The organism is Tateyamaria sp. GN1-10 (assembly GCF_055693845.1).
In genome coordinates, this window is sequence record NZ_JBVFUR010000004.1 from 3,383,912 (window position 1) to 3,409,870 (window position 25,959).

The window sequence follows — 25,959 nt, forward strand, 5'->3', positions numbered from 1 at the left end:
GTTGCAGAACTGCTGGTTCATCGAAGTATTTGAGCGTCATGCCTCATTCCAATAGCTGGGTCATGTAGAAGGACAGCGGCCGATGCCAATTAGTGACGGCGATACCTTTCCATTCAACGACTACAGATTGAGGCTCTAAATAGCGGTGCACAACGAATTCACGGCCACCGTCAGGCAAGATGCCAACCACCACCCTTGATGTCGCCGGCAGTTGCGAAAACCTGTCAGGTTTGCAATCAGAAACTGCCCAATGGAGCGTAAGACACGAACAACCTCGTCGAGCGCGGCTTCGATGCCCTAAATGTCCAGAAGGCTGAGGTAACTCACAACCAAGTCGAAGGTATCTGCGTCGAAAGGCAATGCCTCTGCGGCATCCTGCGATACGATTGACCAGCAACACCGGGGTTTGGTTGCGGGAGGGCATGGCGGATTGCAGGATTGGTCGTGGAAACATCAAACTTATCTGCCATTCATGCACTCGGCCCAGCTTTGAACAGGGATCATCGGCCAGACACGACCGCTGAATCCGAAGCACACGTGGACAATTCGGGTTCGGCTTGAGCTAGCCGACAATCATCGCGATCTGGCGCTGTTCAAAGTGGCAATCGACAGCAAGCTCCCAGCCTGTGATTTGGTCATACAAGAATGGACAGCATGGTCCGGTATCTCGGCGCTGAGTTTGGTGTGACGTTATCTGATGCGTGTCCTTGCTATTGATCGAGAAGAGAAAGCCCACATTTGTAACTTCGACGGCCGATACAGAGCGTATCGCAACCCAAATGCCGGCAAAGGATGTCTCAGCAAGCGCTTAACAGTACCCACGCCTTGCTTACTTTGCCCGCCGTTTCGGAACAGCATTCCCTCCTTTTGATGCTTTCGCCGCTGTGGCGCGTGCCCGGTTCTTCTTGCTGCTGGGCTTGCCCTTCGGAGGAGGAGGGCCTTTTGGTGCATCGCCCCGTGATTTGGCACCGCTATCTTTGCGTTTATCGCCACGGGTTTTCTTGCCAGGGTCAGTTGCTGCATTGTCGGTTGCCGCTGTGGGTCCACGTCGCCGTGCCGGTCCGTGAGCCGAGGTGTTTGAACCGTCGGCCTTGGTTTGCTGGTTCGCCGGTTTTGCAGGCTTGCGATCTTCGGGCTTGGGTTTCCGACGGCGCGGCGTTGGCGCGTCATTCCAATCCACGGGCGCAGCGTCGTTTTCGGCAGATCGTGGTTTGTTCTTGAACGAGCGGTTGGATTTTGGCCGTTCAAAGGTGGGCAGGTCGGGTACGCCATCCAGGCGCACAACGTCCTTGGAACCTTCGATTTTCATGTCGGGGCCAATGGCCACCAAGAAGCCCGCAACACTGCTGTCCCGGATTTCGACATAAGACACATCATCGGCAATGCGGATTGCGCCGATGTCGTCCTTGGTGATGTCGCCCGCCTTGCACAGCATGGGCAGCAAATGCCGCGGCGATGCGTTTTGATTGCGCCCTTCAGAGACCGAGAACCAGACACTGGGGCCAAAGGCAGCGCGCGGTTTCGGCGCCTCAGCTTTCACATCTCCCAGCTCTTCGGGGGCGGAGTGGCGTGTTTTGTACTGGCGCAAGTAAGCCGCCGCGATCTGTTCGGGTGTGAACTTTTCGACCAGTTGATCGACTGATGTACGTTCGCTGTCCGCAATCTCTGCGTGCCAGTCATCAGCGGCAAACATCCGGGCCATGTCGCGCTCAGTGACCTCTTCGGCAGACGGGGCGGTGCCCCAATCGGCGGTCAGCTTGGCGAGCTTCAGAATACGCTCTGCTTTTTTCCGCGAAGAGGGCACCACGACCAGTGCACTGACCCCCTTGCGGCCCGCACGTCCCGTCCGGCCAGAACGGTGCAGAAGGGTTTCGTGAGTCTTGGGCAGCTCTGCGTGGACCACCAGATCAAGGTTTGGCAGGTCGATCCCGCGCGCGGCGACATCGGTGGCGACGCATACTCGGGCGCGTCCGTCGCGCATGGCTTGCAAGGCGTTCGAGCGTTCGCCCTGGCTCAACTCTCCGGACAGGGCGACAACTGAAAACCCGCGGTTGGACAGACGTGCCGTCAGACGTGCAACCATGGCCCTCGTGTTGCAAAACACGATCGCATTTGGCGCCTCATAATAGCGCAGGACGTTTATGATCGCGTTTTCGCCGTCACGCGGGGCCACCATCATTGCGCGGTATTCAATGTCGGCGTGTTGGGTCCGTTCACCAACGGTGCTGATCCGTTCCGCATCCCGTTGATAGCGTGTTGCGAGGTTGGCAATCGCACGCGGCACCGTGGCCGAAAACAGAAGGGTTTGGCGCTCTGCCGGTGTCTCATCCAGAATGAATTCCAGATCCTCGCGAAACCCGAGGTCCAACATCTCGTCCGCTTCGTCCAGAACCACGGCGCGGATGGCAGACAAATCAATGGAGCCACGCATGATGTGATCGCGCAACCGCCCCGGTGTCGCCACAACGATATGTGCACCCCGCGCCAATGCGCGTCTTTCGTCACGCATGTCCATGCCGCCAACACAGGATGTCAGGAAGGCACCTGCGTCTGCATAGAGCCAACCAAGCTCCCGTTTCACCTGCAGTGCAAGTTCCCGCGTCGGGGCAATCACCAAGGCCACCGGCGCGCCAGATGGCCCGAATGTGTCCTCTGGCCCCAGCAGTTCAGGCGCAATGGCAAGGCCAAACCCGATGGTTTTTCCCGAACCGGTTTGCGCCGAAACCAAAAGGTCGCGACCAGCCAATTCGGGTTCTGTGACGGCCTGCTGGACCGGGGTAAGCGTGTCGTAACCCTTGCGGGCCAGCGCGTCGGCGATGGTTTGTTTCACGGCGGCGTTTTCTTTGTCTCGGCCCGGCGATGTGAGTGCTGCGGTATTGCAGGCGGTGCATCAGCCAAGGTTAAAGACCGCCCCTTATCGGGTGTCCGTTCCATTGTATAGACACGCGGACCCGATTGCGATGGATTGACGCCACGTGCCGATGTCGTACGTCTCCGGCCCATTTTGTCGGGCCGGAGACAAGTCATCTGGATTTCGGGACAGCTAGGTCCATGCCCCGACGGTCAACGCGACCGTGCCAGAGCTGATATTGTATGTGGTCTTTGATGGCACCTGTGGACCGGAATATGTACCCATCGGGGTTTCATCCATGGAAAAGCCATAGGCTGCACCGCCCAGCATGATGGGTTCTGTGCCCTTCGTCCGATGATCGTCACCGTTCACGTCACTGCAATGAAGGAATTTTGCGTAGAGGTGACTGGGGGCAGAATCGCCATACCACGTGGTAGGATTGTTCCAGGCCGTGGTGCTGAACTGCGCGTCCTCTGTGAGGAAGGCGTCGGCATATGTGCCATTCATAACGACGCCGCGACAGATGGCTTCCCAAATCGTATCCTGAACCAGCATCGCTTCGCTTTCGCCGATGATGCCGGGCGTCAACGTGTCGGTGAAGGCCTGTTGGAACACGTACTGTGCGCCCTGAAGGTCATTGGGGGAATTGATAGGGTCGGCGCCCAGCGGGTTGTAGAAGTAGTATGTCTTGTCACCTTCGGAATTGGTCAGTTTGTAGGCCAACATCTCTGTGTTTGTGTGCGGGTTGGTGTGGGTGATGCAGGAGCCAGAGTAGATATTGCCGGGATCGCCGGCGACCGGGACGCTGATGGCCAGTGTGTTACCTGCGGCAAAGAAGGCTTGCAGCGTAGAGGTCCAATAAGTTTGCAAGCCGCTTGTGGTGGAATTCACATAGTTCCTCGTACTTGCCGCCAGAAAGTCATTGGGATCTGCGATAGCAAAGAATTGCGTGTCCACCATGGGCGGTGTGTATGTGCTGTTTGGCATCGCGCCATCGTACAGCAGATCGGAAAACGCAGAAGCCCCCGGAATGCCGGATTGATTGGCGAGACATGAGGTGAATGCCTCTCCTATCTGTTTGCGAGTTACACCGCTTTGTGCGCCATAGCTTTGTGCCGGGTTGTTGCCATTCGCAGGTACGGAGAAGCGCAAGTTCAACCCAAAGCCATTTACAGACGAAAGGTCAAAAGCTGCGTTCATTCCGAATTCGAACACGTCATACGGACCCCCGGGGGCGACGCCGGGTGCCGGAAGATAGGGGTACTGCGTGTACATCAGGACGTCGTCATAGACACCACTGCTGTTGGCGATGAGGTCCAGCGCAGCCGGAGCGTTAGGGCAGGCTGTGAACAACAGCCGATCATCGCCGTTGGTGCTGTCAGTCAATACAACGGAAGGGATGCTGGACACCTCGTAAAAAGATAGAGTTTTGGTACCAGCCGCGAGCGGACCGAATGTACCATCGCTGCCCAGAACCTTGAAATCTGCGCTGCCGCCATTGATCCAGCCAGCAACATAAACAGTGCCGGTTAGCGCGGTCAGGCCAGAGCTATCTGTAAGGGTGATTGTGATACTCGACATAATATCCTCGGAACTTGTTAACAAAGAAGCCTGTTAAAGACATCTTGGATACGTGGATCACACTGGCGGACAGAACGTCAATCTGAAGTTGAATTGTATGTTTAAAAGTGGAGCAATGGATATTGCCAGTTGCGGGAATGTATGCCGCTGCTGGAAGTCCCCCTGAATCTGAAGCTGGCGTGCCAACCAATCAATGGGCCAGTGTGATAAGGATACACATTGGTCAGCGGTTGCTTGCGTCATTGTCGCCGAAACGAATGACTGCTTTCCGCCCATTCTGCAGAAAAACAACGTGTTGCTGGCGCAAAAAAGGCGCATCTGTAGCAAAGTGGGTGGCACGCGTTGGTCAAAACCGCTGCAATACTTGAAGCCTCCGCGCTTCTGGCCAAGACTGCGTTGTTGAGAGACAGATGACCGACGAAATCTGCTGCAAACTCAGAAAATCCAAGTGCTTTGTATCGGCAGGCAACGAATTCTGAAATTGGCACTGCTGCGTTGTTCTTAGCGGGGATACCAGTCGCTACCATAGTAAGCAAATGAAGCTGGCAGTGCCAAACAGCCATACAAGAAAAAGGTCAGACTGACCCGCGCTAGCGTTGCAATTGCGAGAACAACCAACTTGTTTCCCGTTGAACCAAGTGGAAATGTTGGCACCAGAATGGCTGGGAATCCCGCGTTACAACAAAGGTCAGCTGCAGAAAGCTCGGGACTGCAGTAGCACCGGTCGCCTAAGCAAGTTGCGGCACACCGAGAGGTAAATGACCAGATCTGATTGAACCTCTTGTGTGACCTACCACATCTTACTGAGTTGCCTGTTCAACCCTCCCTTCATGCTGCACATGGCTTTGAGCCTGCAACGCCAATGGACAAACGCGGATTGCACTTCAAGCGTATCCATCAAATCGCGAACACGGATGGACAAAGGTTTTGAGACAAACTCATGCGCGCTAAGCAGATCGCAAACCCTACGCCGGCTGACAGCGTCGCATCGTGTCCTCTGGTCTCCAAACTGCTTCCGATGGCGACATAGGGTTGCACATTACCTTTGGTTCCGAAAGTTAGGATCAAGACTTTCGCCACTGCTTGCACCTCAAATGAAACTGCTCGTTTGACCGGCACGCTATGATAGTCAGCTGGGGTCGTTCCACTCGATCTCAACTGGTAGTGATGACGCGGTTTGCAATCCTGTGGCGTCGCCATCATCCCCAACGACTGTAACACTTACAGTGCCCATAGAGGCGGACACATAGGTGATCTGCTCGTCAGGTTGGAGAAACCTTTTGGATTCCAACTCATCGCGAATAAAGAAATTGACCACACCTTCGTATCCTGAAGTTCCGTTCAGAAACGCACCGGACCAAAGGTATCGAATGATCCCCCGGGTCATCTGCCGCCAGCTCGGAGGCATGAAAATAACTCCTTCGGGTGTACCTGACATCAAAACCTGACCCCGGGCTATCCTGCGATCCTCTATCAAAGTATGAGCGCGTCCCTGATAGACGAACCGGGTTGACGTCGCATCTGCCAGCACCCGTTCGGTCAGTTGACGAAAGTCGAGGATCATTTCGCCTCCGCGTGCATCCTGACGTAGTTGACCGTTGCGGAAGGTGACGATCCGTTCGTTGTCGACAAAGCTTTTCCAATCATTGGGCACCACCAGAAAGCCGCCGGTGGGAAAGAAATCAGGCCCACTTTTGGCATCGCTGAACCCCGAACCTGAATCGAAGTTGTCGACGTCGATCATCCGGGACAACACCGCGCGATCGGTAAAATCACCGCAAAGAAACAGACCCTTTTCCGCCTCGTCAAAGTCATCAATGGTGGCAATGCTGCGGTCGAATAGCATGCACAGCTCAACCTCGTAATCGAGCAGCACCCCAGGGGCGTGTGTCACTTCCGTGACCGGTGGGGTCGGTTGGCCGAACTTTGGAAAGTTAAATACGGATTGGCTTTGGGTTTCCTCCGCGTGCTCTACAAAATTGGTGCCTGAGGCCACATGCCGGTTCCCGGAACCGGCAACAGACAAAAGCCCATCGAACCCATAGGATTGCGTCAGATCGGCGTTACCGGGTTCTTGCGCCTGACGAAACAGGATTGCGAGCTGCCGCTCTCCAACGTCCCGCATCGCACCAAATAGATCTTTGGTGTTTTCTGCACCGTGCTCGGTCAGATCAATCGCGGAAATCTCCGCTCCGGACAGGTTCGTGACCAAAAGCGGAGCGGGCCTCCCTGCCTCGTCTTGTGTAAGCGCAAGTGTAAAGCCTTGGGTCACGGGCAAAATGGCGGGCTTCAACATCTCTGCTTCGGCTGAGATAGGGTTGGTGCGCTCAGGGTCGTCCTGGATGCCGAAGACAAGCGCGATCGGGATTAGAGCTGCCAAAACAGGGATGTACAGAACAGGTCTCATGTCGAACCTCGATGTATGTCATGGAATAACTGGCGTCGGATGCGGCGACCGTTTGACCCGCCGCACCAACCAGTGATCAAAAGCGAAAGAAAACGCCGGTCGAGATCCCTGTCTGAGCGTTGTCGAAGGAAATCGGGCTGTCCTTTGCGTCGCCCAGCAGTTGAGAGTGCTCCACACTCACAAAAAGCCCGGTTCGGGATGTCAGGCTATAGGAGGCTTGCAGTTCAATCCCGACGCGCTCGAAACCCGACCCGGCATCATAGGCGGTAAATGAGGATGCCGCAGCCTCTTGCCCGCTGACACCATAAAATGCGCTGGCATATGATGAATCGGACCAAACCAGAAACGGTTTGGCCGAGAGCTGCAAGCGCTCTCCAAGTGTCCGGCCAAACTCTGCTCCAACGATGGCGCGGGTTCCTTCATGTCCGTCGCTGCTGATCCCATGGTTGATTTCCAGTTCAACAGCAGCAACACCCACTTGGAATTCCATGTGCGCTGATATGAAGGCGCCAGCTTCCACATCCCGCAGACCTGTCAAGCGAGCGTCGTCCTCTGCCAATCGTTCGTTGAAATCGTAGCCAACGGAAAAGCCAAGCGACAAATTCTGTGGCCCCGAATTCCTGAGCGCATAGAACCCAAGCCCACGTTCGTTCAGAAAGTAGCGGTCACGCCAGGTCAGATCGATAATCGGAATGATGCTCGTCTCGTCTTCGTCCGATCCAGAAAACTCCGGTGCCGAGCTTAACCCGATACCGATCACACCTGACAGGTCACGTCCAGTTTCATCTGCAAAAACCTGCTGCCCGTACAGTGCTGCCAACACCAGCGCGCTGTAAAACGGCAGCGAAATTTTGTAAGGTCCCGACATGGGAGCATCCTCTTCTTAGTGTTTGATTTGTCTTGCGATGCGCCCAAACAATTGGCGCGCGCTCAAACAGCGAAAGATGGAGGGGCTTGAGAACAACAAGTTCTCGAAGTCGTCCCAAAAATGCGTCAGCGGTTGGCAGCCATTCACGAACGGTCGTTTTGTTACCGTTCGCGAATTTGCCATTCTAGCTTGCGTGGCGACTCCGTACGTTGGGCGAATTGAACCGCCAGATGAGAACCAAGTGCGATGCAAAATAGCGACAACCAAATTGATAGGGACGTACGCCAGCTTTCGACAGTGTTGCTGACGCTTTTCGGCTCGCAAGACACCTCGTGGCGACAGCTCACCAAATACTGCGTGGCGTTTTCAGCCGTTGGTGGGCTTGTGATTACAAGCCTTGATCCTCTTGTAACCGCGCAATTTCCGCTTTGGCTGTCGGCGGTGCATTGGTTCACCCATCTTTTTGTGGCTGCTTGCTTGCTCGCAGGTACGACGGCGCTCGGCGTTCTGTTGGGTGCAAAGATGCCATGGCCACTGATCCTTGCCGTTTGCATTTTGCCATTTCTACTCGTGCCGTTTTCCTTGGCTGCCGAGGCCCTGCTTGAAGGTGTGCGCTTTACTGGTATCACGGCGGCTGGTGCTGGCCGGCTCTACCTGTCGGAGCTCATGGCTTTGGCTCCGCCGTCTCTGGGACTCTCCGCCCTGGTCGCCATATTTGCCTATCGCGCGGCGGACATTGCTGAGCGATACCGGAAAGTCATGAGATCTCGACATCTTCCCGAGCCCACATTGCGCAGCGTCTTGCCCTCTGTTCCCCACAAACTGGGTGATGACATCATGCAGGCCGAAGCGCAGGATCACTATGTCACCATCACAACCACCCAAGGGACTGCGACACTGAAACTGGCCTTTGCTGATTGCGTGACCGCACTCAGTACCTTCCGAGGGATACAATGCCACCGGTCGCATTGGGTCAGGTTCAAGCACATCAAAAAAATTCGTCGCTCTGGCAGCGCTTATGTCTGCACCCTCGACGATGGCACCGAAATCCCGGTCAGCAGGCGCCGCTACGGAAATCTAAAGAAGATGCTATAGAGGGAACCACTCTTTACAAAGGATGAGTGACCGTGGATCAAGGATCACTCCGGCGCCCGGTATCAAACAACAAGGCGTTTGCCGCGGACATCCGACAAACACCCTTTCAAAACTTGTGATCTGCTACAAACGCCCTGAAACTTGTCACTTTCAGATCGGATTTGCGGTTGTAAGGAATGCACATATGGAGGGCGTTGGAGGCAAATGCCGCGTCTGGGAACAGCTCAACAAGTCTGCCCGAATGAATGTCCTCATCCACGAGTTGATTGGGAAGCTGAGCGATACCTTCTCCGGCCAGGGCGGCGCTGTGAATTTCTGCAACGTCCGTCGAGATGAAATTCCCGTTGAAGTTCTGAAAAACGGCTTCGCTTTCCATCATGTGTCGCCATTGAAAGATCGAGTGATCAGATGGAAACCGGAAGTTGAGGCAGTTGTGGTCTGCCAATGATGCGATCGTGGCAGGTACTCCAAACATCTCGATGTATTCAGGTGACGCCACGGTTCGAAAATATATATCCATCAGTTTTATCGCGATCATGTCCAGATGCTTGATCCGTCCGGTGCGAAAATACAGATCAACCTCGCCTGTTGTGACGTCCGGCGCGCTGTCATTCAAACGCAGATCAACGCTCATCTTGGGATATGCGCGCAGGTACTTGCGCACCATTTCGGCCAGATAAAGCCGCCCGAACAGGATCGTCGACTCGATAGACAACACGCCAGACGGTTCCGCGCGATACTGCGAGACCGCGCTTTCGGCGCTTTCGATCTGGTCAAGTGCGGACTTGACGCCCTGCACATACGTCTCGCCCGCTTCGGTCAAAGACATGTTGCGCGCGTTTCTATTCAAGAGCTTTACACCCAAGGCGCTTTCCAGAGCGGCGATATTCTTGCTGGCCCCACTTCGCGTGATGTTCAGCGCTCGTGCCCCGTTGGCGATGCTACCACCTTCGACAGCAGCAATCAGGGTACGCGCAAGGTACACTTTCGTTTTCAGCGCCATTTCCAGCCCCTTTGTCAACCAAATCGACACCTTTGAGTGAACAACCCGCGTCTTCTTTGTCAACGTTCGCCGATCTACTTTTCTGCAGCAGCAAAGTGAGAAGGGAACCTTGCCATGCGGTACTACGCACTTGAGCCGGTCGGCAGCATCAGAAACCTGACGATGCGGCATGGGGACGTCCCAGCTCCCAAAAACGAAACTGATGTGATCGTTAAGATCGAAGCCGCAGCTTTGAACTACAAAGATCTTGTCCTAGCGCGCGGTGTGCTGCCGCTCGACAACGGCGGTGCCGAGCATGTGCCGCTGTCCGATGGCGCCGGGCGTATCGTTGCAAAAGGCTCTGGCGCAATCGGACTGGAGATTGGTGAACGGGTTGTAGCAGCATTCTTTCCAGATTGGCGCGATGAAGACCCAAATGGCGATGAGAGATCGCTTGGGCACCAACGCCCCGGCATGCTGAGTGAATTTGTCAGGCTGCCCGCGCATGCTCTTGTCAGAATCCCATCAACTCTCAACTTCGCCGAGGCAGCGTCGTTCCCATGTGCCGGAGCAACCGCCTGGAATGCATTGGTTGAAAAGGCAGCATTGCAGCAGGGTGACACTGTATTGACCATGGGCACCGGCGGCGTTTCGATGTTTGCGTTGCAAATCGCGAAAGCCATGGGTGCCACCGTTGTATCGTTGACCGGCAGCAAGATGAAGGAAACCGTTCTGAAAGAAACCGGAGCGGATCACGTCATCAACTACAGACAGGTCAAAGACTGGGACCGTGCAGTGCTCGAACTAACGGGAGGGGTGGGTGTGGATGTCGTTGTCGAAGTCGGTGGCGCTCCGACGTTTCAACGGTCCCTAAACGCAGTTGCCTTCGGGGGGCGTATCTCGGCAGTCGGGGTTCTTGCCGGCGTCGAAGGTGCGGTAGATCCGACAAGCATCATCTTCAAATCCATCACGTTGAACGGGATTTATGTTGGAAGCGCGCGCATGCTCAGAGACACAATGGCCTTCTTCGACAGCAATGGCTTACACCCCGTTCTGGACGAGCAACGATTTGATTTCGAGGACGCGCGAGCCGCATTTTCGCGGCTCGACGCTCAACAGCATATCGGCAAGGTTGTCATTGACGTTGCTGGTTCAAACACGGCCAAAAAAGAAACCATTGCAAAACACCCAACTGAAGTTTGAGCCGAACCGGGAAGCCTGAGGAAGCAAAGCTCACGAAAATAGTCGAGACCCAATCACATGATCAAGGAGCATGATCTCATGACGACCGGACACATAATGATGGCGATGACCCTAGACGGCTTTGTGGCTCGCAAAGACCATTCACTCGACTGGTTGATGAAGCAGAAAACTGACGGAGAAGATCACGGCTTTGCAGAGTTTCAGAGAAGTGTCGACGTCATTGTCATGGGCAGCGGTTCGTTCAGAACCGTTCTGGATTTTGAGCAGTGGCCATACGAAAAACGGGTCATCGTGCTCAGCAAAACACTTGATCAGCGGGATATTCCCACGCCACTAGTAGAAAAGGTCGAGATCAGTAGCCTTGCGCCCCAAGCACTTATGAGCTCCTTGTCCGCGCGGAATTTCAAACGTGCCTACGTCGATGGCGGAGCCGTGATCCAATCCTTTCTCAAGGCGGGGCTCATTTGCGACATGAAGATTACGATCGTCCCGATCTTGATTGGCGAAGGGATCCGAATTTTCGGCGACCTCCTGCACGATATCGATTTGAATCTCGAGGGTTCAAAGCAATTTCAGTCCGGTTTGGTGGATCTGACCTACAGCATACAAGACCGCGGGACATGACGGATAGCGCTTGAGCGCTTCAATTGGCTACACGACCGCGATCAAAAAGCTGATTGTTACAGTTCAAGCGAAGCTTGCAACGATCGTGCCGCCGACAAAACAGGACGTTCGACACCGGTCAATCTGAACTGCGTGGCGTGCGGCTTGACGAAACAGCAACGTCGACCGCAGTGAATGCGGTTCACATCGCGAGATGGTCATTCTCCCTCGTCCCTTGACCGCCTTTGCTTCCAAACTCCGAAACGATTGCCGATGACCAACCCCAACCCGAGGCCAAGCGCGATCCACGTGCTGGCGTCGCCGAAAGCAGCGCCGCCGAGGATGCCGAAACACGCCCCGAAGGCAACTCCGAGGCGTGTGTAGTAGGATATCTCTTTCCTAGGGCCGGAACTGTTCATCGTGCATTTCCTTAGCTGGCCTGAGCAGTTTACTTGGGCCGAACGCCGGGCCTGATGATCAGAGCCATGCCCGCATCAATTTGTTTTTTCCTGATCAAGTGCATCAAGATCCTGCAAAATCGCCCGTGTGATGCTCTTGCGCTTGAAAGCGTCGTCACCCCCCTTGGGCATTTCAATGTTGAGGGCGAAGAACACCGCCCCTCTGGGCGTTTCAACCCAACCGACCCACCAGCCGAGGTTCCCACTCGATCGTACACCCCAACCTGTTTTGGCGCGCAGGACCCAGTTCAAACCAGCCTCATTGATCATCAGAGCCTTAACAAGACGCTGATCAGCCACCGAAAACGGCAGTTCGTTGTGGTAAAGACTGCGCAGGAATGCCACCTGCTCCAAGGCCGAGATACGCAGCGTGTCATCGATCCAGAATTCATCCACCTTGCTGCCGATGGTTGCATTGCCATACGCCGCGCGCTGTAGGTAGTTGCGCTCCTGTTCTGCTCCGATGTCTCTGGCAAATTCCTGATATAGCCACAGGGCGGAATGCCGCATCGCAGACCTCAGATCTTGATCGGCATTCCACGCGCCATACCACCGCTCTATGCCATCCCAGGGAAAAGTCTGAAACTCATCCTCGATGACACCGGCATCCAGAGCAAAGAGCGTATGGGCGATCTTAAAGGTCGACGCCGGTAAGAATTGCTGCTTCGCGCGGTCTGCATTGTGAACAAAGACAGCTCCTTCCTCCCGCTCGTCAATGACGGCAATTGTTCCGGTGACACCTGCATCCGAAAAGAAGGCTGCCCAATCGTCGCGTTCTTCTATCACCTCTGACGCAGCGGCGCTGGCAGCCTGGCAGACCAGAATGACCATGGCCAATACCTGTAATCGCATATCAATCTCTCCTTTTTCTGACATAGTTAATTCGCTGGGTCGCTGTGACGGTATCTTGCGAGGACGACGGCTATCCTGATGTCATCGTGCATCCATGATGGCGGTATGAACGATCTGCCAACCCTGCCTGTCGAGGTTGAGTACGAGGTGAATATGCGTGCGACGCAGATCTTCGCCCGGATTGCGCGATGCGCCGCGCCTGCTATCGGCATAGAGATGCAAGACCGCTGCGTATTCGCCGAGATAGCGGATGGAAATGGGTTTCAGCGCCTGCATCTCGGTTTGGGAAACCTCTGACCCGAAGGTTGGGAAGAGACTGTCGCGCAGGAAATTCATGAGAGGCGCGCGTCCCTGAAAAATGCGCGCATAAGCGTTGATCCACTCAGTATCGGAGGCATGCAGCCTGGTGAGCGCATCGATGTCCTGACCGGCCCAAGCGGTCCTGAACGCCGCAAGGAACTGGACGATACTGTCCGCATGGGCCTGATCCGACACCGCACCATATGTCCGAAACGGCGGGACCTCACGCCGATCCTGTGCAAGCGATGTATCTTGACCGACAAACGGGATGGCGCAGGCAATAGCTGCAGCGAGGGCGATGGGTTTCATGTTAAGCAGGCTCCTCTTGCCCCTGTGAGGGTGCGCGCAAAGGCACTGATCCGTGAGGCGAAATCTATCGATGCTGGCGACTAACCCGCCCAATGCGAGTTGCGAAAGCCCGAGGGTCGCCAGATGTCATCTCATGTCGCGAACGGTCACCGCGGGCGGGGCGGTACGCGTTCTTTGGTGCGGTGACCTAATCGCTCCCGGGGCTGTCTGGCTTGGGCAGAAGTCCGTGATCTTCAAACAGCGCCCGCAAATAGCTTTCGTCTTCGGCGACATTAATCAGTTCTTTGGGCTGAACCCCGGCCGCATGGGCCAAAGCAGCCACCCGCCCCTGGTTGTGGAACAGCGTGTCGGGCTGCTGGTTTGCAATGTCGTCCTCGTAAGCGTCGTCCACGGAAATGATGGTCCAACCCAATTCCCTTAGGCGGATCACGAGGTCATCGACAAAAAGCGCTGCCAGATCGTTTTCATGTAGGAGAAGAATGTGCCGTGGCGATCGACCCAGAGCGCGCTTTGCGACAGCATCGTAGAACTCAACGGCATCAACAATGACATCCACGTAGAGCTGTCCCAAAGCCGCGCGATCCAGCGGGTGCCCTGCGCTGACCGCCTCGTCGACCAAGGCCTGCAGATACCAGTCATAGTTATCAACGGTCACATAGGCATTCCGTAGCCCCCTGTCCGCAAGCCCTTCGCGCACCGCAGCGTGTTTTTCCGTCGTGTCACCTTCGCGCAGATAGGGAAAGCGGAACAGGTCAATAGAACCACCGAACTCCGACAGCACCTCCGCGGCCAGGTCGACATCCGCCAGGAATGCGTCGGTCTCCGTCCTGTTGAGGGACGGATGTGTGTGCGTGTGATTGGCTAGCACATGGCCCGCCGCTTGATAGGCTGCGATACGTTCTGATCCGCCGTCGGTCTCAGCAATTTGCCCCGTCAGAACGAAAAACCCCGCTCCCTCGACACCCGCTCTCTCCAGCGCCTGGATGAGCATGACGGTTCTTGTACGCCCGTCCAGCAACTGGCCGTCGCCCCGTGGTGCATCATCAAAGCTCAGCGCAATCTCGCGTTGAGGTAGAGGCGTCTCAGCTGCATCTTTTGACAAGAGCGGCTGCGGTGTGGTGCTGAATACGACCAGCGCGGCGGCGATCGGGCGGATAACCAACGACGGGCTGGCGAAATATCTTCGAAATGCGATCAACAATGACACGGCTCCATTTTGGGCGATGTGTCTCGGGACGCAGGCGTCCATGTTTTTCGCACATGGACGACTGGCGGCCGGAGACGCGAGGTACAATGACGCAAGCTATCGCTAGAGGACGCGCAGAGAGAACATCAAAGGCGTGAAGTGTCTGCAATTGTCGTGACATGCCCTGCACGGGATGGGCAGTTTGTCGCCAGGCCGTTGGCGACCACCCCATCTTCCGGACAAACTGTTGCGACGCGCCCTTCGAGAATCAGGATGGGCAGATGTCATAGCCCCCGTCATGGATGACCGCCCGCGCGTCTTGCATCCGAGCCAGTAGCGAGTTTTTCGCGTCGTTGATGTGCTGTTCCAACAGCGAACAGGCTTGATCTGCATTGCGCGCAAAACATGCTTGCAAGAGCTCGCGATGCTCGTCATGGGACCGCGCAACGTAATCCAATGTCGTCACGGCATACGACAAGTAACGCTCGTTGAGATTACTAAGGCTGGCAAGATGCGCCAGCAGCCGGGGCCGGTTGCATGGCGCAACAAGGCTGGCGTGAAATGCCTTGTTCAAGTCCGAAAATGTCTCGACCGAGGCCGTCTCCGCTTTGGCCTGAATTCTCTCTGCCACCTCAAGGTGCCGGTTCGTAAGGTTGGGAATGGCGTGCCGCAGTGCCAAAGGTTCGGCGAGCGCCCGCATCTCCGAAATCTCCGCAAAATCATCTGCGTTCAGTAGGGTGACCTCCGCGCCCTTGTTCGTGGGTACAGAGACAAGGCCCTGCCGTTCCAGCAGACGCAGGCTGTCCCGGATCGGCGTTCTGCTTGTTTCAAACCTCTTGGCCAGGTCTTCCTGTCTAAGGACCGTACCGGGCGCCAACTCGCCACGGACAATGCTTTGCCTGAGTTCCTCTGCGATCTGGAGCGTGCGCGCTCCATTGCGTGTGCTTGTTTTGGCCATGATCCGCTCACTAAGTCATTTCGCAGCCTTGCACGAGGGATAAAATGTCTTCAATAAATATTTTTGTATACAAAAATAAAAATAGGATTCTTATGTCAAAAAGTATCAAACGCGTTCACGATGCCGCCCACTCCCTCGGTCTCGATCTGACTGTGCGACGAATGGCAGAGACAACACGAAGCGCTGCGGATGCAGCTCTGGCTTGTGACTGCGAAGTCGGACAGATCGTAAAGTCGCTGGTCTTCGAGGGGACACAAAGCTCAGCACTCAAGTTGGTCCTTGTCAGTGGGTGCCATGATCTCGATCTGAACCGATCCACCGCAGACTTCGGCGAACCGCTCAAGCGGGCAGATCCAAAGCGAGTGCGGTCCGAGACCGGGTTTGCCATTGGCGGAGTTGCACCGATTGGGCATCTGTGTGCGTTGGACACTTGGATGGACAGTGCGCTCCTAAAGTACAACGAAGTATGGGCGGCGGCCGGAGCACCAAACGCTGTCTTTCGTGTCGATCCAAAGAGCCTCGCGCGCCTGCCGGGTGTCAGGCTTTTTACCAACAACACGCGTTAATGCAGAAGCCGCGCCAACGCGCGGAACATATTACACGCTGTTCCCGCTCGAAAGGATGGACGATTTGGGCCGACATACTCATTTGTCAGAGCAATCAGTCGGCGACGTGCACTATGCCGATCATCCGGACCTTCGGGAGATCCCTCGCTCGCGTGCAGCTGCGCGAAACTGTGTAGTACTGTGCAGTGTGATGGCGTTGTCGCTTGCGCTTTTGTTCTCGGTGGCAGGTGCCTATGACACCGGTGAGCTTGGCCTCGATCATCGCCTGATCCTATGGACGACAATCAAGGTGCTTGTCGTGGCACAGGCGATCCTGTTCAGAGCTCTCATTTTATGGGCCATGTCGGATGGATGGATTTCCCAGGCACTGGCTGCACTCGGTTCGATGCTGGCGACAAACGTCGTTGCCGGATTTGAAATTCATGGCATGAAGGTTATCGGCCTGCTGCCAAAAGACCCTGATCCCATGCTGGAATTCATCGTTTTTCTTTCTCCAGCGGTGCTGCCATTGGCTGGTGTGACGGTCTTGATCTGGATCTTGTTCGATCAGAGGCGTGACAACCCCGAAAGACTTGGCAATGAACGGCAAGTCGAGGCTCATATCAACATAGACAAGAAATTGGGCGCATCAGCCACGTTGGGCTGGCCAAAATCGGCGGTGATGGCTGTCAGGGCTTACGATCATTATCTGGAGTTCAGATTGGAAGAGGGGTGCTGTCTTGTCAGAGGGCGGATGAAAGACGCCGTTGCTCTCCTGGCGGACACGTCCGGCCTGCAGGTTCATCGGTCGTGGTGGGTTTCGCCAGAGGCAGTTGTGCACATCAAGACGAGAGGACGCGACAAGGTAATAGTTCTGTCAGATGGCGAACAAGTTCCAATTGCCAGGTCTCGTTTGTCCGTGCTGCGCGAAAACGGTTGGATCTGATATGATCGCTAGACAAAAACCCCACATGTTTGCTCGGGCCTCGATTGCAAGACGTTCTGGGCGTGTTGAGGGCCGATCTGCGTTGATTGGATGTGGCCCACAAATCGCATTCATCTACCAGTTCGCGCCGCAGCTTGTACAAAAGCGGGACGAAGTTAGTTTTCGCTGCGACTACGCCAATGTCGATTGTTCGGCAGAAAGCTTGTTAAGAAGAGCTTTGCTGTCATTGCTGGACCTAAGTTCAACACAGTTTGCGATGTCTTTTGCAGATCGTAGGATCGCCTGATCCTTATCCCCAAAGACTTTGTCGTATCTAAATGTCCAAAAAAGCAGGGAAAACTTCGGACCATCTCGGCGCAAAACTCTTATGAAACGACGCCAGACTGGAGGGTTCAGCCTTATGATGAGGTGTGATCTCAACCCCCGTTCTTCATATGTACGTGTGTTGCCACCCTCAATGATCCACCGCTCTTTAGAGATCTGCGCGCGGACCAGTGCATCTATTGTCGTTTCCGGTCTCAAATTGCCGTCGCAATCCCAGACCGCGTCATCAACAGAGTAGACAGGCAGATCCAGTTGGCTGCTCATTCGCTTAGCTAACCAGGTTTTGCCTGAACCTGGCCCACCAATGATCATCACTCTGGAAACAGACATGATCGATCATACAATACAAGAAAGCCTAGGTGACAGCAGACCTTCATGCGTCGCGCCGCATTCGCCACCTTGCGCTCTAAGCCGACCCGACCCTACGGCTCCCGGAACGCCTCACGCGATTTATAAAGCGGCTTCATCAGGTATTGCAGCACCGTCTTCGACCCCGTGTGCAACTCGACCTCGGCCTGCATACCTGGACGGATGGACACCGATTTCTGCCGCTCCGTCAGCGCTGACATATCCACCCGCACCGTCACCTTGTAGTGCGGATCGCCATCCGGCTTGCGCTCGTCCTTGAACGTATCGGCCGAGATCAGCTTCACCTCGCCCTTCAACGCTCCATAGATCGTGTAATCATAGGCGCTCAGCTTCACGCTGGCCTCCTGCCCTGGACGCACGCCCGCGATGTCCTTGGGCGACACCCGCGCCTCCACAAACAACTCTTCATCCAGTGGAATGATCTGCAGGATTTCCTCGCCCGGACGCACGACACCACCGATGGTCGTCACGCTCAAATTGTTCACGATGCCCCGCATAGGGCTGACCAGCACGGTCCGGTTCAGCTGGTCCTGCGCCGACTTATAGGTCTGGCGCAACGTGCCCAGCTCTTTCAACGTGTCCGAATAGGCCTGCGCGCGTTCCAGCTCGGTCTGCGTGATGATCTCGTCCAGCTTGATCCGGGCATCCGCATGGGCCTTGCGGGCGCGGGTCACTTCAATCAGGGCCACGATCTTGCGCTCCAACAGATCTTCCAGCAGCGCACGTTCCTTGGCCGCCTGATCCAACACCCGCTGCGCGCCCTCGCGGCGGCTCAGGAAATCGGTCTGACGCGCGTTCAACAGCGACCGTTCCGACGCAACAAGCCCCGGCATCTGCCGCTCCAGCCCGCCGGGCACGGCAAAGTCGAACTGCCCCGCCAACTCGGCCTCAAGGCGCAACTGACGCACGGCCAGCGCCGTGATCTGGTCCTGCAGATCATCGGCTTGGCTTTGAAACTGCGTACCCTGCAAACGGGCCAACACATCGCCGCGCTCGACGATATCGCCCTCGGCCACGGCCAGTTCAGCCAGAATACCCCCTTCGAGGTTCTGAATGATCTGCGGACGCGAAGATGAAATCATCTCGCCCGAGCCACGCACGATCTCGTCCACCCACGCAAAGGCGGCCCAAAGCACAAACACCAAAACGGCGCCCGCGCTCAGCCACACCACCAGCGACGGGCCGCGCATATCAGCCTCAAGCTGACCGCTCAGATTGGTGCCCGCGATGCTCATGCGATCTTGCCCTTCAGTGAAACGGTCTTGCCGATATGGTTCAGCACCTCATCGCGCGGGCCATCCAGGGCCATACGCCCATTTTGCAGGATCAGTGTGCGGTTCGTCAGCGACAGGATCGGCACCCGGTGGGTGGCGATGATGGCCGTGCGACCGTTCATCCATGTCTCCAACCGACTGACCAGAGTGCTCTCAAGCATCTGATCCAGCGCGGCGGTGGGTTCGTCCAGCAGGCAAATGGCCGGGTCCTGCAACCACAGCCGTGCCCAACCAATGGACTGTCGCTGCCCGATGCTCAGGCCCTGCCCGCCATCAAGGATCTCCAGATCAAGGCCCTTGTGGTGCGCCTTCACAAATGGGCCAAGTCCCGCAAAGTCCAGCGCTGCATAGAGGCGGTCATCGTCGCGCTCCAGCAAAGTCAGGTTCAGGTTGTCGCGCAGCGTGCCCGAGAACAGGCGCACATCCTGCCCCAGATAGCCGATCAACCGACGCAGGTCGCGCGGCTCGATCTGGCTCATATCCGTGCCGTCGATCAGAACACGGCCCTTGGTCGGCGCATAGACCCCCGACAGGATCTTCAAAAGCGATGACTTGCCCGCCCCGTTCGATCCCAGAACGGCCACACGCTGCCCCGGCATGACCTGCACGCCCGGAATGTCCAGCGTCGGCGCGCCGTCGTCTTCGTACTGAAACTGCACCTCGCGCAGCTCGAAATGCCCCTTCAGGCTGTCCCGGCGCAGATAGGTCCGGCTTTCATCCACATCCTGCGGCGCCTCGGCAATGGCATCCAGCCCATCCAGCGCCGCCTTCACATTGCCCCAGCGGGCCATAGTCCCCGCCAATTGGGTCAGCGGCGCCAGCGTGCGCGAGGTCAGAATGCCCACCGCGATGATCGACCCCACAGTGAACTGCCCGGCGAAAACCAGATAGGTGCCGGCAATCACCGCAGCCACATAGGTCATCTGCTGCATGCCCTGCGACCAGAACGTCAGAACGGACGCCAGCCGCCGCTGCTCTGACGACTTCATGGCCGACAGCGTCGTCAACTCTTGCCACAGACGCATCACACGGTCCTCGGCGCGCTGCGTCTTGACCGTATCCCGCTCAAAGATCGCCTCGTGCAACAGGCGCGACGACTTGGCGGAGGCCCCTTGCGTCTCTTGTGTCAACCGCAGCATCCGCTTTTGCAGGAAGAAACCCGGCACCACCATCAGGATGCCACCCAGGATCAGCACCCACACAACCGGCCCGGCGATGGACGCCACCAGCAGCAAGAAAACAAAGATAAACGGAATGTCGGCAATGGTGCCGATGGTCGACGCGGTAAAGAATTCGCGCACCGACCCGAACTCGCGCATGGCTGAAAAGGTCATCGAGGGCGACTGCCCGCGCACATCCGACCGCATGCCCATCACACGCCGCATCAGCAACGTCAGCACCGACAGCTCGATCTGCCGCCCGGCCCCGTCCATCAAGCGAGCACGGGCAATCTTGATGAACGCCTCAAGCAGCAGCGCCAGACATGCGCCCGCCGCCAGAACCCACAACGTCGCCTCGGACTGATGCGGGATCACGCGGTCATAGACCTGCAAGGAAAACAGCGCCACGGCGACGGCCAGCAGGTTCGCAACAAAGGACCCCAACGCGATCTCGGCCAGCGCCTTACGAAAGCGTGAGAACTGCCCCCAGAACCAATGATTGGCGACTTTGAACGTCTTGTGCACCTCGGCCACACGTTCAAGCGGTGCCTCAGCTTTGACCAGCAAACTCATAAAAAAAGGTGTAAATTCCGCCAGCGGTACATGAGCGCGATTGTCCGGGCAGGTCTTGTCAAAAATGACCAGATCATCCCGATCTTGTCCGACGACTAATACGACCTGACCGCTGGTCATATAGGCCAGTGCGGGCCAATGATCGGGTCCAAGCGCCTTGACGGACAGTACTTGCGCCCGCAACCCGGCCGCCTGGAGGCAGGAAGCAATGGCACTCGCTTCAACCTTGTCGCTCGCCCCCTCCCGCGATTGCAGCGACAGCGTTTCCACCATGTCGGACCGGGCCGAGGACACGCCAAGCAACCCCGCATAGGCGACCGCCATATCCGCCCGCGCATTCAGTCGATCGGCAATCCGGTTGGTGTTGTCCGCACGCGGTGCCTCCTTGACCGGGGCTGCCTTGATCTGCGCGCGATTTCCATTGGTGATGGTCAGGGTAAAAGGCCGCTTGTCGGTCAAATCTGCTCTCCGTCCGCAAGCACACCCTGCACGCGGGCCAGTTCGACCTGCAGCCTGATGGCTTCGTATTTCAACAGCACTTCTGACACCTGACGCGCGGCAAAGGTTTCATAGACGCCCACCACGTCCATGACCTGCCGCTGCCCGGCCTGATATTGTTCCTGGAACAGGTCCAGGTTCGCCTTGGCCTGCGCGGTCAACCCGCGCGCCTCACCTGCTTGACGGGCGGTCGCAGCAACCTCTCCTTCAAGCCGTCGCAATGTGCGGTTGGCATCCTCATTCGCCTGCGCGACCTGTCGGCGAGCGGCTTCCTTGGCGGCCTCGATCGCCCGCAGGCGCGCGCCGGTGCCAAGGCCAAGCGACATGCCCCCCGCCGTGATCCCCGTGCCGCTGTTTTCGCCAACGGTGGCCTGCGCGTTGATGCCGGGCAATTGGCTGGCGCGATCAATCTGGGCCTGCGCGATGCTGCGCTCTTTCTCGGCTTCGGCGCGGGTGACGGACAGGGGTTGCGCGGCTGTGCCGCTGATGGTCAACGCCTCAAGCCCGCGCACATCATCCAGCGGCTGGATCGACATCGCGTTCAACTCTGCAATGGCCGTGGTCGCCACTTCATCGCTGGCAGCGATAGCGGCCCGGATCTCAGCCAATTTCTGGCGGATCACGTTCAGGTCCGACATGTCGGACACGCCGCCCCGGACGCGCTCGGACATGATGTATTCAAAATGCTCCATCTCGCGCAGGGTCGCGCGGTGGGCGGCTGCACTCTCGCGCGCTTCAACAGCGTCCAGATACAGACCAAGCCCCGTGGCCACCCGGGCGTTGGTGTCTTCGGCCAGCGCCACGGCCGCCACTTCGACATCGGCCTTGGCAAAGGCGCGTTCACCCTTCTTGCGGCCATTGTCGAAAATCACCTGATCCACAACGATCTGCGTGATCACATCGCCCAAGGAATTCAGCGACACGCGCGGTCCAATGGTCGGCAACCAGTTCTTCGACGCCGCCGATGCACGCAGGCGCGCGGCACGCAGTTCTGTTTCAGCCGCCCGCGCATTGGCGGCCAAGACTGAAGTGGCAACCGTTTCATAGGCACTGCCCACAGGCAGCACGGACCGGCGCGCTAGCAGGCCCTGAACAACAGGGCTTTCGGTATTCAGTGTTTCATCATGTTTCGTGGGTGTCGCCCGCAACGCGGCTTGGGATACGGGCCCCGCAGTGTCAGCCACGCTCGTGTTCAATCGGGAAACAAAGGGCACGTCGCCCATATCCCCCGTACACCCCGCAGTCAGCGAGACGGCGGCGAAAAGCGCCGCAAACTTGATACCACCTTGCCCCATAGTCCTGTCCCGTTTCGGGTTTTTATCGTTGGGTTGTGTGGGCGCGGTTACGGAACCCGGTCCGCGCCTCATATCGTTCTGGAGTGTGCTCGATTGTTTTTTGTAGTTGTTCTTGCCCAGTGAAAATTTCGTTTTGTCAGTGTCTTAGACGACGCCCGTGTTGAGCGCGATATCGTCGTCCAGAATAATCGTGCCTTCGGTCCCAAGGCTGTAGATGTCGTAGGCCTGACCATCCACGGTGGTCGATCCCGTGCGCGTGGCACCGGCGATGGTCACCGTGTCGTCGCTGCCGCCATGAATGGTCAGCGTGTTGGTGCTGTCCGACAGCCCAAGCAGCTGCGCTTCGGTGATCGTCAGGTTGGCCTCTTCCGCGAATTGCAGCTCAACCGCTTCGATCTGGTAGTTGCCCAAAGCCGGGTTGCCCAGATCGACGGTGGAATTGGCACTTTCATCGTCCAGCACCACGTAGGTGCCAACGGTGTTGCCCGCCGCATCCGCGCTGCTCACCACAAGGTGCGAGCCATCTGGTACATCGGTTTGGAACTGGAAGTTCGTTTCGCCCAGCACATCAATGTCGATCTGCGTCGCGGCCACGTCGGTGATTGACCCGTCCGCGTTGACCTGCGCCACGGCCAGATCCCCATCGCTTTGCTCGGTCGAGATGCCGCGGATACCATCCGCATCACGGGTAAAGCTGGCGATGACAGGACCATCGGGCGCTTCTGTATCGATGCGAACAGTGTCGCTCAGGGTTTCAGTGTTGCCTACAGCGTCTGTCGCCATAACAGTGATCGCGGCGTCATATTCCCCGCTGGGAATGGCCGATGGCGGAATATCCAGCGACCAGTTTCCGGCCGCATCGACGGTTGCCGCCAGAACGGTGCCATTGAAATCGACCATGACGGTCGAGCCGAGCTCGACCTGTCCGCCAAGGTTGATGCCCTCGCGGGCCTCAGCCCCGCTGACCACATCGTCAGCGGTCACGTTGTCCTGGATATCAAGCTGGTTGACCAGCGTATCGACCCGCACGGTGTCCGACACCGTGGCCACGTTGCCCGCAAGATCCGTCGCAGTCACAGATACGCTGGTTGTATATTCGCCCTCGGGAATTTGCGAGGCCGCGAAGGGCGCTTGCCAGTTCCCATTGGCATCCACGATGGCCTGCACCGTCTGGCTGCCCAAGGTGACTGTTACGGTCGATCCGGGCTCTGTCGTTCCATTGACGACAACCCCATCGGCCCGTTCAGCACCGGAAATCACGTTGTCGCCTTCAATCACATCCGCCGCGACAGACAGGTTGTCGACACGTGTATCCACGTGCACGGTATCCGTCACCGTGGCCGTGTTTCCGGCTGCATCGGTTGTGGTCGCCGTGATCTGCGCATCGTAGGTGCCTTGCTGAACTTCGGTCGCGTTGAAGAACGCCTGCCAGACACCGTTGGTGCCTGCGACGGCCTGATGCGTGACACCGTGCAACGTGACGTTGACCAGCGCACGGGGATCAGCGGTGCCCGACAGGACCACCCCGTCGCTCGCCTCTGCTCCGTTGATGATGTCATCCCCTTCAACCGGACCGTCGAGCGTCAGGAGGCTTGCCTGCGTGTCGACGTTCACCGATTGGGTCACGCTGCTGGTGTTGCCCGCAGCGTCGGTGGCTGTTGCCACCATGTCCGTCGTGTAGGTCCCGGCCGGCACCTGCCCCGGCGCAAAACTTGCGGTCCATGTGCCATCCGCAGCAACCACGGCATTCGCAGTGACACCGCCCAGCCCAACAACAACGGTTGATCCGGGCTCGACGATGCCTGTGACCACCAGGCCCGACGCCGCCTCAGCCGCGTTGATTGTCCCGTCTCCGCCCGCGGTGGAGGTGTAACCCAGGGCATTGACAAACGTATCCACAGTGACCGACCCGGTTGCCGTTGCGCTGTTCCCGGCGGCATCCGTTGCCACAGCCGTCACGGCAACCTCAGTCTCACCCGCAGGGATTTCAGAGGCAACGAACACCGCCGACCAGTTGCCCGCAGCATCCACCGTGGCGCTGCGCGTCACGCTGCCAAAGGTCACCTCGACCGTCGATCCGGGCTGCGCCGTGCCGGTCAGCGTCACGCCATCCGAGGCTTCTGCCGCGTTGACAACACCGTCCGTCTCGACCGTTGCAGTCTCCATCGTCACCGAAGCAACAGTGTCAACGACCAGCGTATCGCTGACGGTCGTGCTGTTGCCAAAGGCATCCGTCGCCACGATGGCAACATCGGTTGAATATTCCCCGTCGGCAATCGTGCCAGATTGCCACGTGGCCTCCCAAGTGCCGTCCTCGGCCACAGTCACCGTGCGCGTGACACCCGCAACGGTGATGGCGACGGTTGCACCCGCTTCGCCGGTGCCTTCAAGTGTCACACCACCCGACAGCTCCGTCCCGTTCACGATATGACCGACCGAGTCGACCCCTTCGGTCACGGCCACCTCGGGCGGGGTTGTGTCGATGACAAACACCGGGCCTGCAATTGTGGTCGTCCCGCCACCCGCATGGGTAAAGAGCGCCGATGTCTCCACCGTTCCATCCGCCGGGAAAGTGCCATCGGCAAACTCGACCGACCATGTGCCGTCATCGGCAATGGTAACAGTTTGAACCTGCCCGCCAGCCGTCACCTGAACGGTATCACCGGGTTCACCAGTACCGGACACGGTAAAGCGGTGGGTTGATGTATCGTCGCCACCCACATTCGTAGATGTGCCCACATTGTCTACAGTCGGGTCCGCCGGGGTGTCAGCTGGCGTACCAACACCGCCGCCGCCTCCACCGCCGCCGATGACGGCAGCACCGCCAATCACAGCGGCAGCCGCCGCAGCGCCACCCCCAAGAAGACCACCCCCAAGAAGGGTCGCGCCCAACATCGACACACTTTCTTCGTCCGCGACAGCGGCCTGTGCCACCTCCGTGCGGCCCAGATAGATCAGGTCGTCCGACGGGCTCCACTTGCCCCACTGTTCAGTCGGCCCGAACTGGGCAAACAGCTCACCGTCAGTGGTCTCGACAAACGCAACCTCGTTCAGGTAGCCATCGGCAGAGATGAACAGCCGGTTCGCATCGCCAACATCATTGAAATAGTTTTCCAGAGTGATCTGGCGCCCATCAACCAAGGTGATGATCAGGTCGTCGCCACTGCGCTGCTGACCTGCCAGATCTATTTGCCGCAGGTTGAACGAAATCTCCTGCCCGCTTGCCAGTGAAACCGTTGTAGCGCCATCAATTGGCACGACTCCACGCTGCAATGCGCCCGCGCCATCGCGGACGACGAAATCAATCGCCTTCATCTCAGTA

General features: G+C 57.5%; 19 protein-coding genes. 5 read left to right on the plus strand and 14 right to left on the minus strand.

What is annotated here, in order from left to right:
- Positions 1 to 829: 829 nt before the first annotated feature.
- The 4 genes from ACZ1HN_RS18890 to ACZ1HN_RS18905 form a co-directional block, all read right to left on the minus strand.
- Positions 830 to 2,830 (minus strand): DEAD/DEAH box helicase, encoded by a 2,001-nt coding sequence (locus tag ACZ1HN_RS18890; protein ID WP_472728602.1) that lies wholly within the window; start codon positions 2,828 to 2,830, stop codon positions 830 to 832.
- 213 nt (positions 2,831 to 3,043) lie between these two features.
- On the minus strand, positions 3,044 to 4,432 hold the full coding sequence (locus ACZ1HN_RS18895; RefSeq protein ID WP_472728603.1) for a hypothetical protein: 1,389 nt from the start codon (positions 4,430 to 4,432) through the stop codon (positions 3,044 to 3,046).
- Between the two features lie 1,129 nt (positions 4,433 to 5,561).
- Positions 5,562 to 6,839, minus strand: coding sequence for a fumarylacetoacetate hydrolase family protein (locus ACZ1HN_RS18900; RefSeq protein WP_472728604.1), 1,278 nt, complete (start codon positions 6,837 to 6,839; stop codon positions 5,562 to 5,564).
- Between the two features lie 76 nt (positions 6,840 to 6,915).
- Positions 6,916 to 7,707, minus strand: a complete 792-nt coding sequence (locus tag ACZ1HN_RS18905) for a MipA/OmpV family protein (protein WP_299598872.1) — start codon at positions 7,705 to 7,707, stop codon at positions 6,916 to 6,918.
- 246 nt (positions 7,708 to 7,953) lie between these two features.
- Between ACZ1HN_RS18905 and ACZ1HN_RS18910 the strand changes: the two genes are divergently transcribed.
- The gene (locus ACZ1HN_RS18910) at positions 7,954 to 8,802 is read left to right on the plus strand and encodes a LytTR family DNA-binding domain-containing protein (RefSeq protein WP_472728605.1); all 849 of its coding nucleotides are present in this window, start codon (positions 7,954 to 7,956) and stop codon (positions 8,800 to 8,802) included.
- Positions 8,803 to 8,908: 106 nt separating this feature from the next.
- On the opposite strand, the gene ACZ1HN_RS18915 is transcribed toward ACZ1HN_RS18910, so the two are convergent.
- Positions 8,909 to 9,805: a LysR family transcriptional regulator gene (locus tag ACZ1HN_RS18915; protein WP_472728606.1), complete on the minus strand. Its 897-nt coding sequence runs from the start codon at positions 9,803 to 9,805 to the stop codon at positions 8,909 to 8,911.
- Positions 9,806 to 9,919: 114 nt separating this feature from the next.
- Between ACZ1HN_RS18915 and ACZ1HN_RS18920 the strand changes: the two genes are divergently transcribed.
- Both ACZ1HN_RS18920 and ACZ1HN_RS18925 read left to right on the plus strand, forming a co-directional pair.
- Positions 9,920 to 10,987, plus strand: coding sequence for a zinc-dependent alcohol dehydrogenase family protein (locus ACZ1HN_RS18920; RefSeq protein WP_472728607.1), 1,068 nt, complete (start codon positions 9,920 to 9,922; stop codon positions 10,985 to 10,987).
- A 78-nt stretch (positions 10,988 to 11,065) separates the two neighbouring features.
- A complete protein-coding gene (locus ACZ1HN_RS18925) occupies positions 11,066 to 11,611 on the plus strand; it encodes a dihydrofolate reductase family protein (RefSeq protein ID WP_472728608.1) in 546 nt (181 codons plus the stop codon).
- A 197-nt stretch (positions 11,612 to 11,808) separates the two neighbouring features.
- On the opposite strand, the gene ACZ1HN_RS18930 is transcribed toward ACZ1HN_RS18925, so the two are convergent.
- The 5 genes from ACZ1HN_RS18930 to ACZ1HN_RS18950 form a co-directional block, all read right to left on the minus strand.
- Entirely contained in the window at positions 11,809 to 12,009 is a 201-nt protein-coding gene (locus tag ACZ1HN_RS18930; protein ID WP_299698896.1) for a hypothetical protein, read from the minus strand.
- Positions 12,010 to 12,084: 75 nt separating this feature from the next.
- Complete coding sequence (gene blaOXA / locus ACZ1HN_RS18935) at positions 12,085 to 12,900, minus strand: class D beta-lactamase (protein WP_472728609.1); 816 nt, start codon at positions 12,898 to 12,900, stop codon at positions 12,085 to 12,087.
- Between the two features lie 81 nt (positions 12,901 to 12,981).
- Positions 12,982 to 13,509: a DUF4440 domain-containing protein gene (locus ACZ1HN_RS18940; protein ID WP_472728610.1), complete on the minus strand. Its 528-nt coding sequence runs from the start codon at positions 13,507 to 13,509 to the stop codon at positions 12,982 to 12,984.
- Between the two features lie 187 nt (positions 13,510 to 13,696).
- A complete protein-coding gene (locus ACZ1HN_RS18945; RefSeq protein ID WP_472728611.1) occupies positions 13,697 to 14,716 on the minus strand; it encodes a polysaccharide deacetylase family protein in 1,020 nt (339 codons plus the stop codon).
- Positions 14,717 to 14,963: 247 nt separating this feature from the next.
- A complete protein-coding gene (locus tag ACZ1HN_RS18950) occupies positions 14,964 to 15,653 on the minus strand; it encodes a GntR family transcriptional regulator (RefSeq protein WP_472728612.1) in 690 nt (229 codons plus the stop codon).
- A gap of 161 nt (positions 15,654 to 15,814) precedes the next feature.
- On the opposite strand from ACZ1HN_RS18950, the gene ACZ1HN_RS18955 reads away from it, so the two are divergent.
- Both ACZ1HN_RS18955 and ACZ1HN_RS18960 read left to right on the plus strand, forming a co-directional pair.
- Complete coding sequence (locus ACZ1HN_RS18955) at positions 15,815 to 16,219, plus strand: YbaK/EbsC family protein (RefSeq protein ID WP_299202314.1); 405 nt, start codon at positions 15,815 to 15,817, stop codon at positions 16,217 to 16,219.
- A 298-nt stretch (positions 16,220 to 16,517) separates the two neighbouring features.
- Positions 16,518 to 17,144: a LytTR family DNA-binding domain-containing protein gene (locus ACZ1HN_RS18960; protein ID WP_472728613.1), complete on the plus strand. Its 627-nt coding sequence runs from the start codon at positions 16,518 to 16,520 to the stop codon at positions 17,142 to 17,144.
- Positions 17,145 to 17,890: 746 nt separating this feature from the next.
- Here the strand turns inward: ACZ1HN_RS18960 and ACZ1HN_RS18965 are convergent.
- From ACZ1HN_RS18965 to ACZ1HN_RS18980, 4 genes are all read right to left on the minus strand, one after another.
- Complete coding sequence (locus tag ACZ1HN_RS18965; RefSeq protein ID WP_472728614.1) at positions 17,891 to 19,072, minus strand: HlyD family type I secretion periplasmic adaptor subunit; 1,182 nt, start codon at positions 19,070 to 19,072, stop codon at positions 17,891 to 17,893.
- Positions 19,069 to 21,303 carry an ATP-binding cassette domain-containing protein gene (locus tag ACZ1HN_RS18970; protein WP_472728615.1) on the minus strand — a complete coding sequence of 745 codons (2,235 nt, stop codon included), beginning with the start codon at positions 21,301 to 21,303 and terminating at the stop codon, positions 19,069 to 19,071. Before ACZ1HN_RS18970 ends, ACZ1HN_RS18965 begins: the two co-directional genes overlap by 4 nt.
- Entirely contained in the window at positions 21,300 to 22,637 is a 1,338-nt protein-coding gene (locus ACZ1HN_RS18975; RefSeq protein WP_472728616.1) for a TolC family protein, read from the minus strand. The genes ACZ1HN_RS18970 and ACZ1HN_RS18975 overlap by 4 nt, the downstream gene beginning before the upstream one ends.
- A gap of 144 nt (positions 22,638 to 22,781) precedes the next feature.
- Entirely contained in the window at positions 22,782 to 25,952 is a 3,171-nt protein-coding gene (locus ACZ1HN_RS18980; protein ID WP_472728617.1) for an Ig-like domain-containing protein, read from the minus strand.
- Between the last annotated feature and the right edge of the window lie 7 nt (positions 25,953 to 25,959).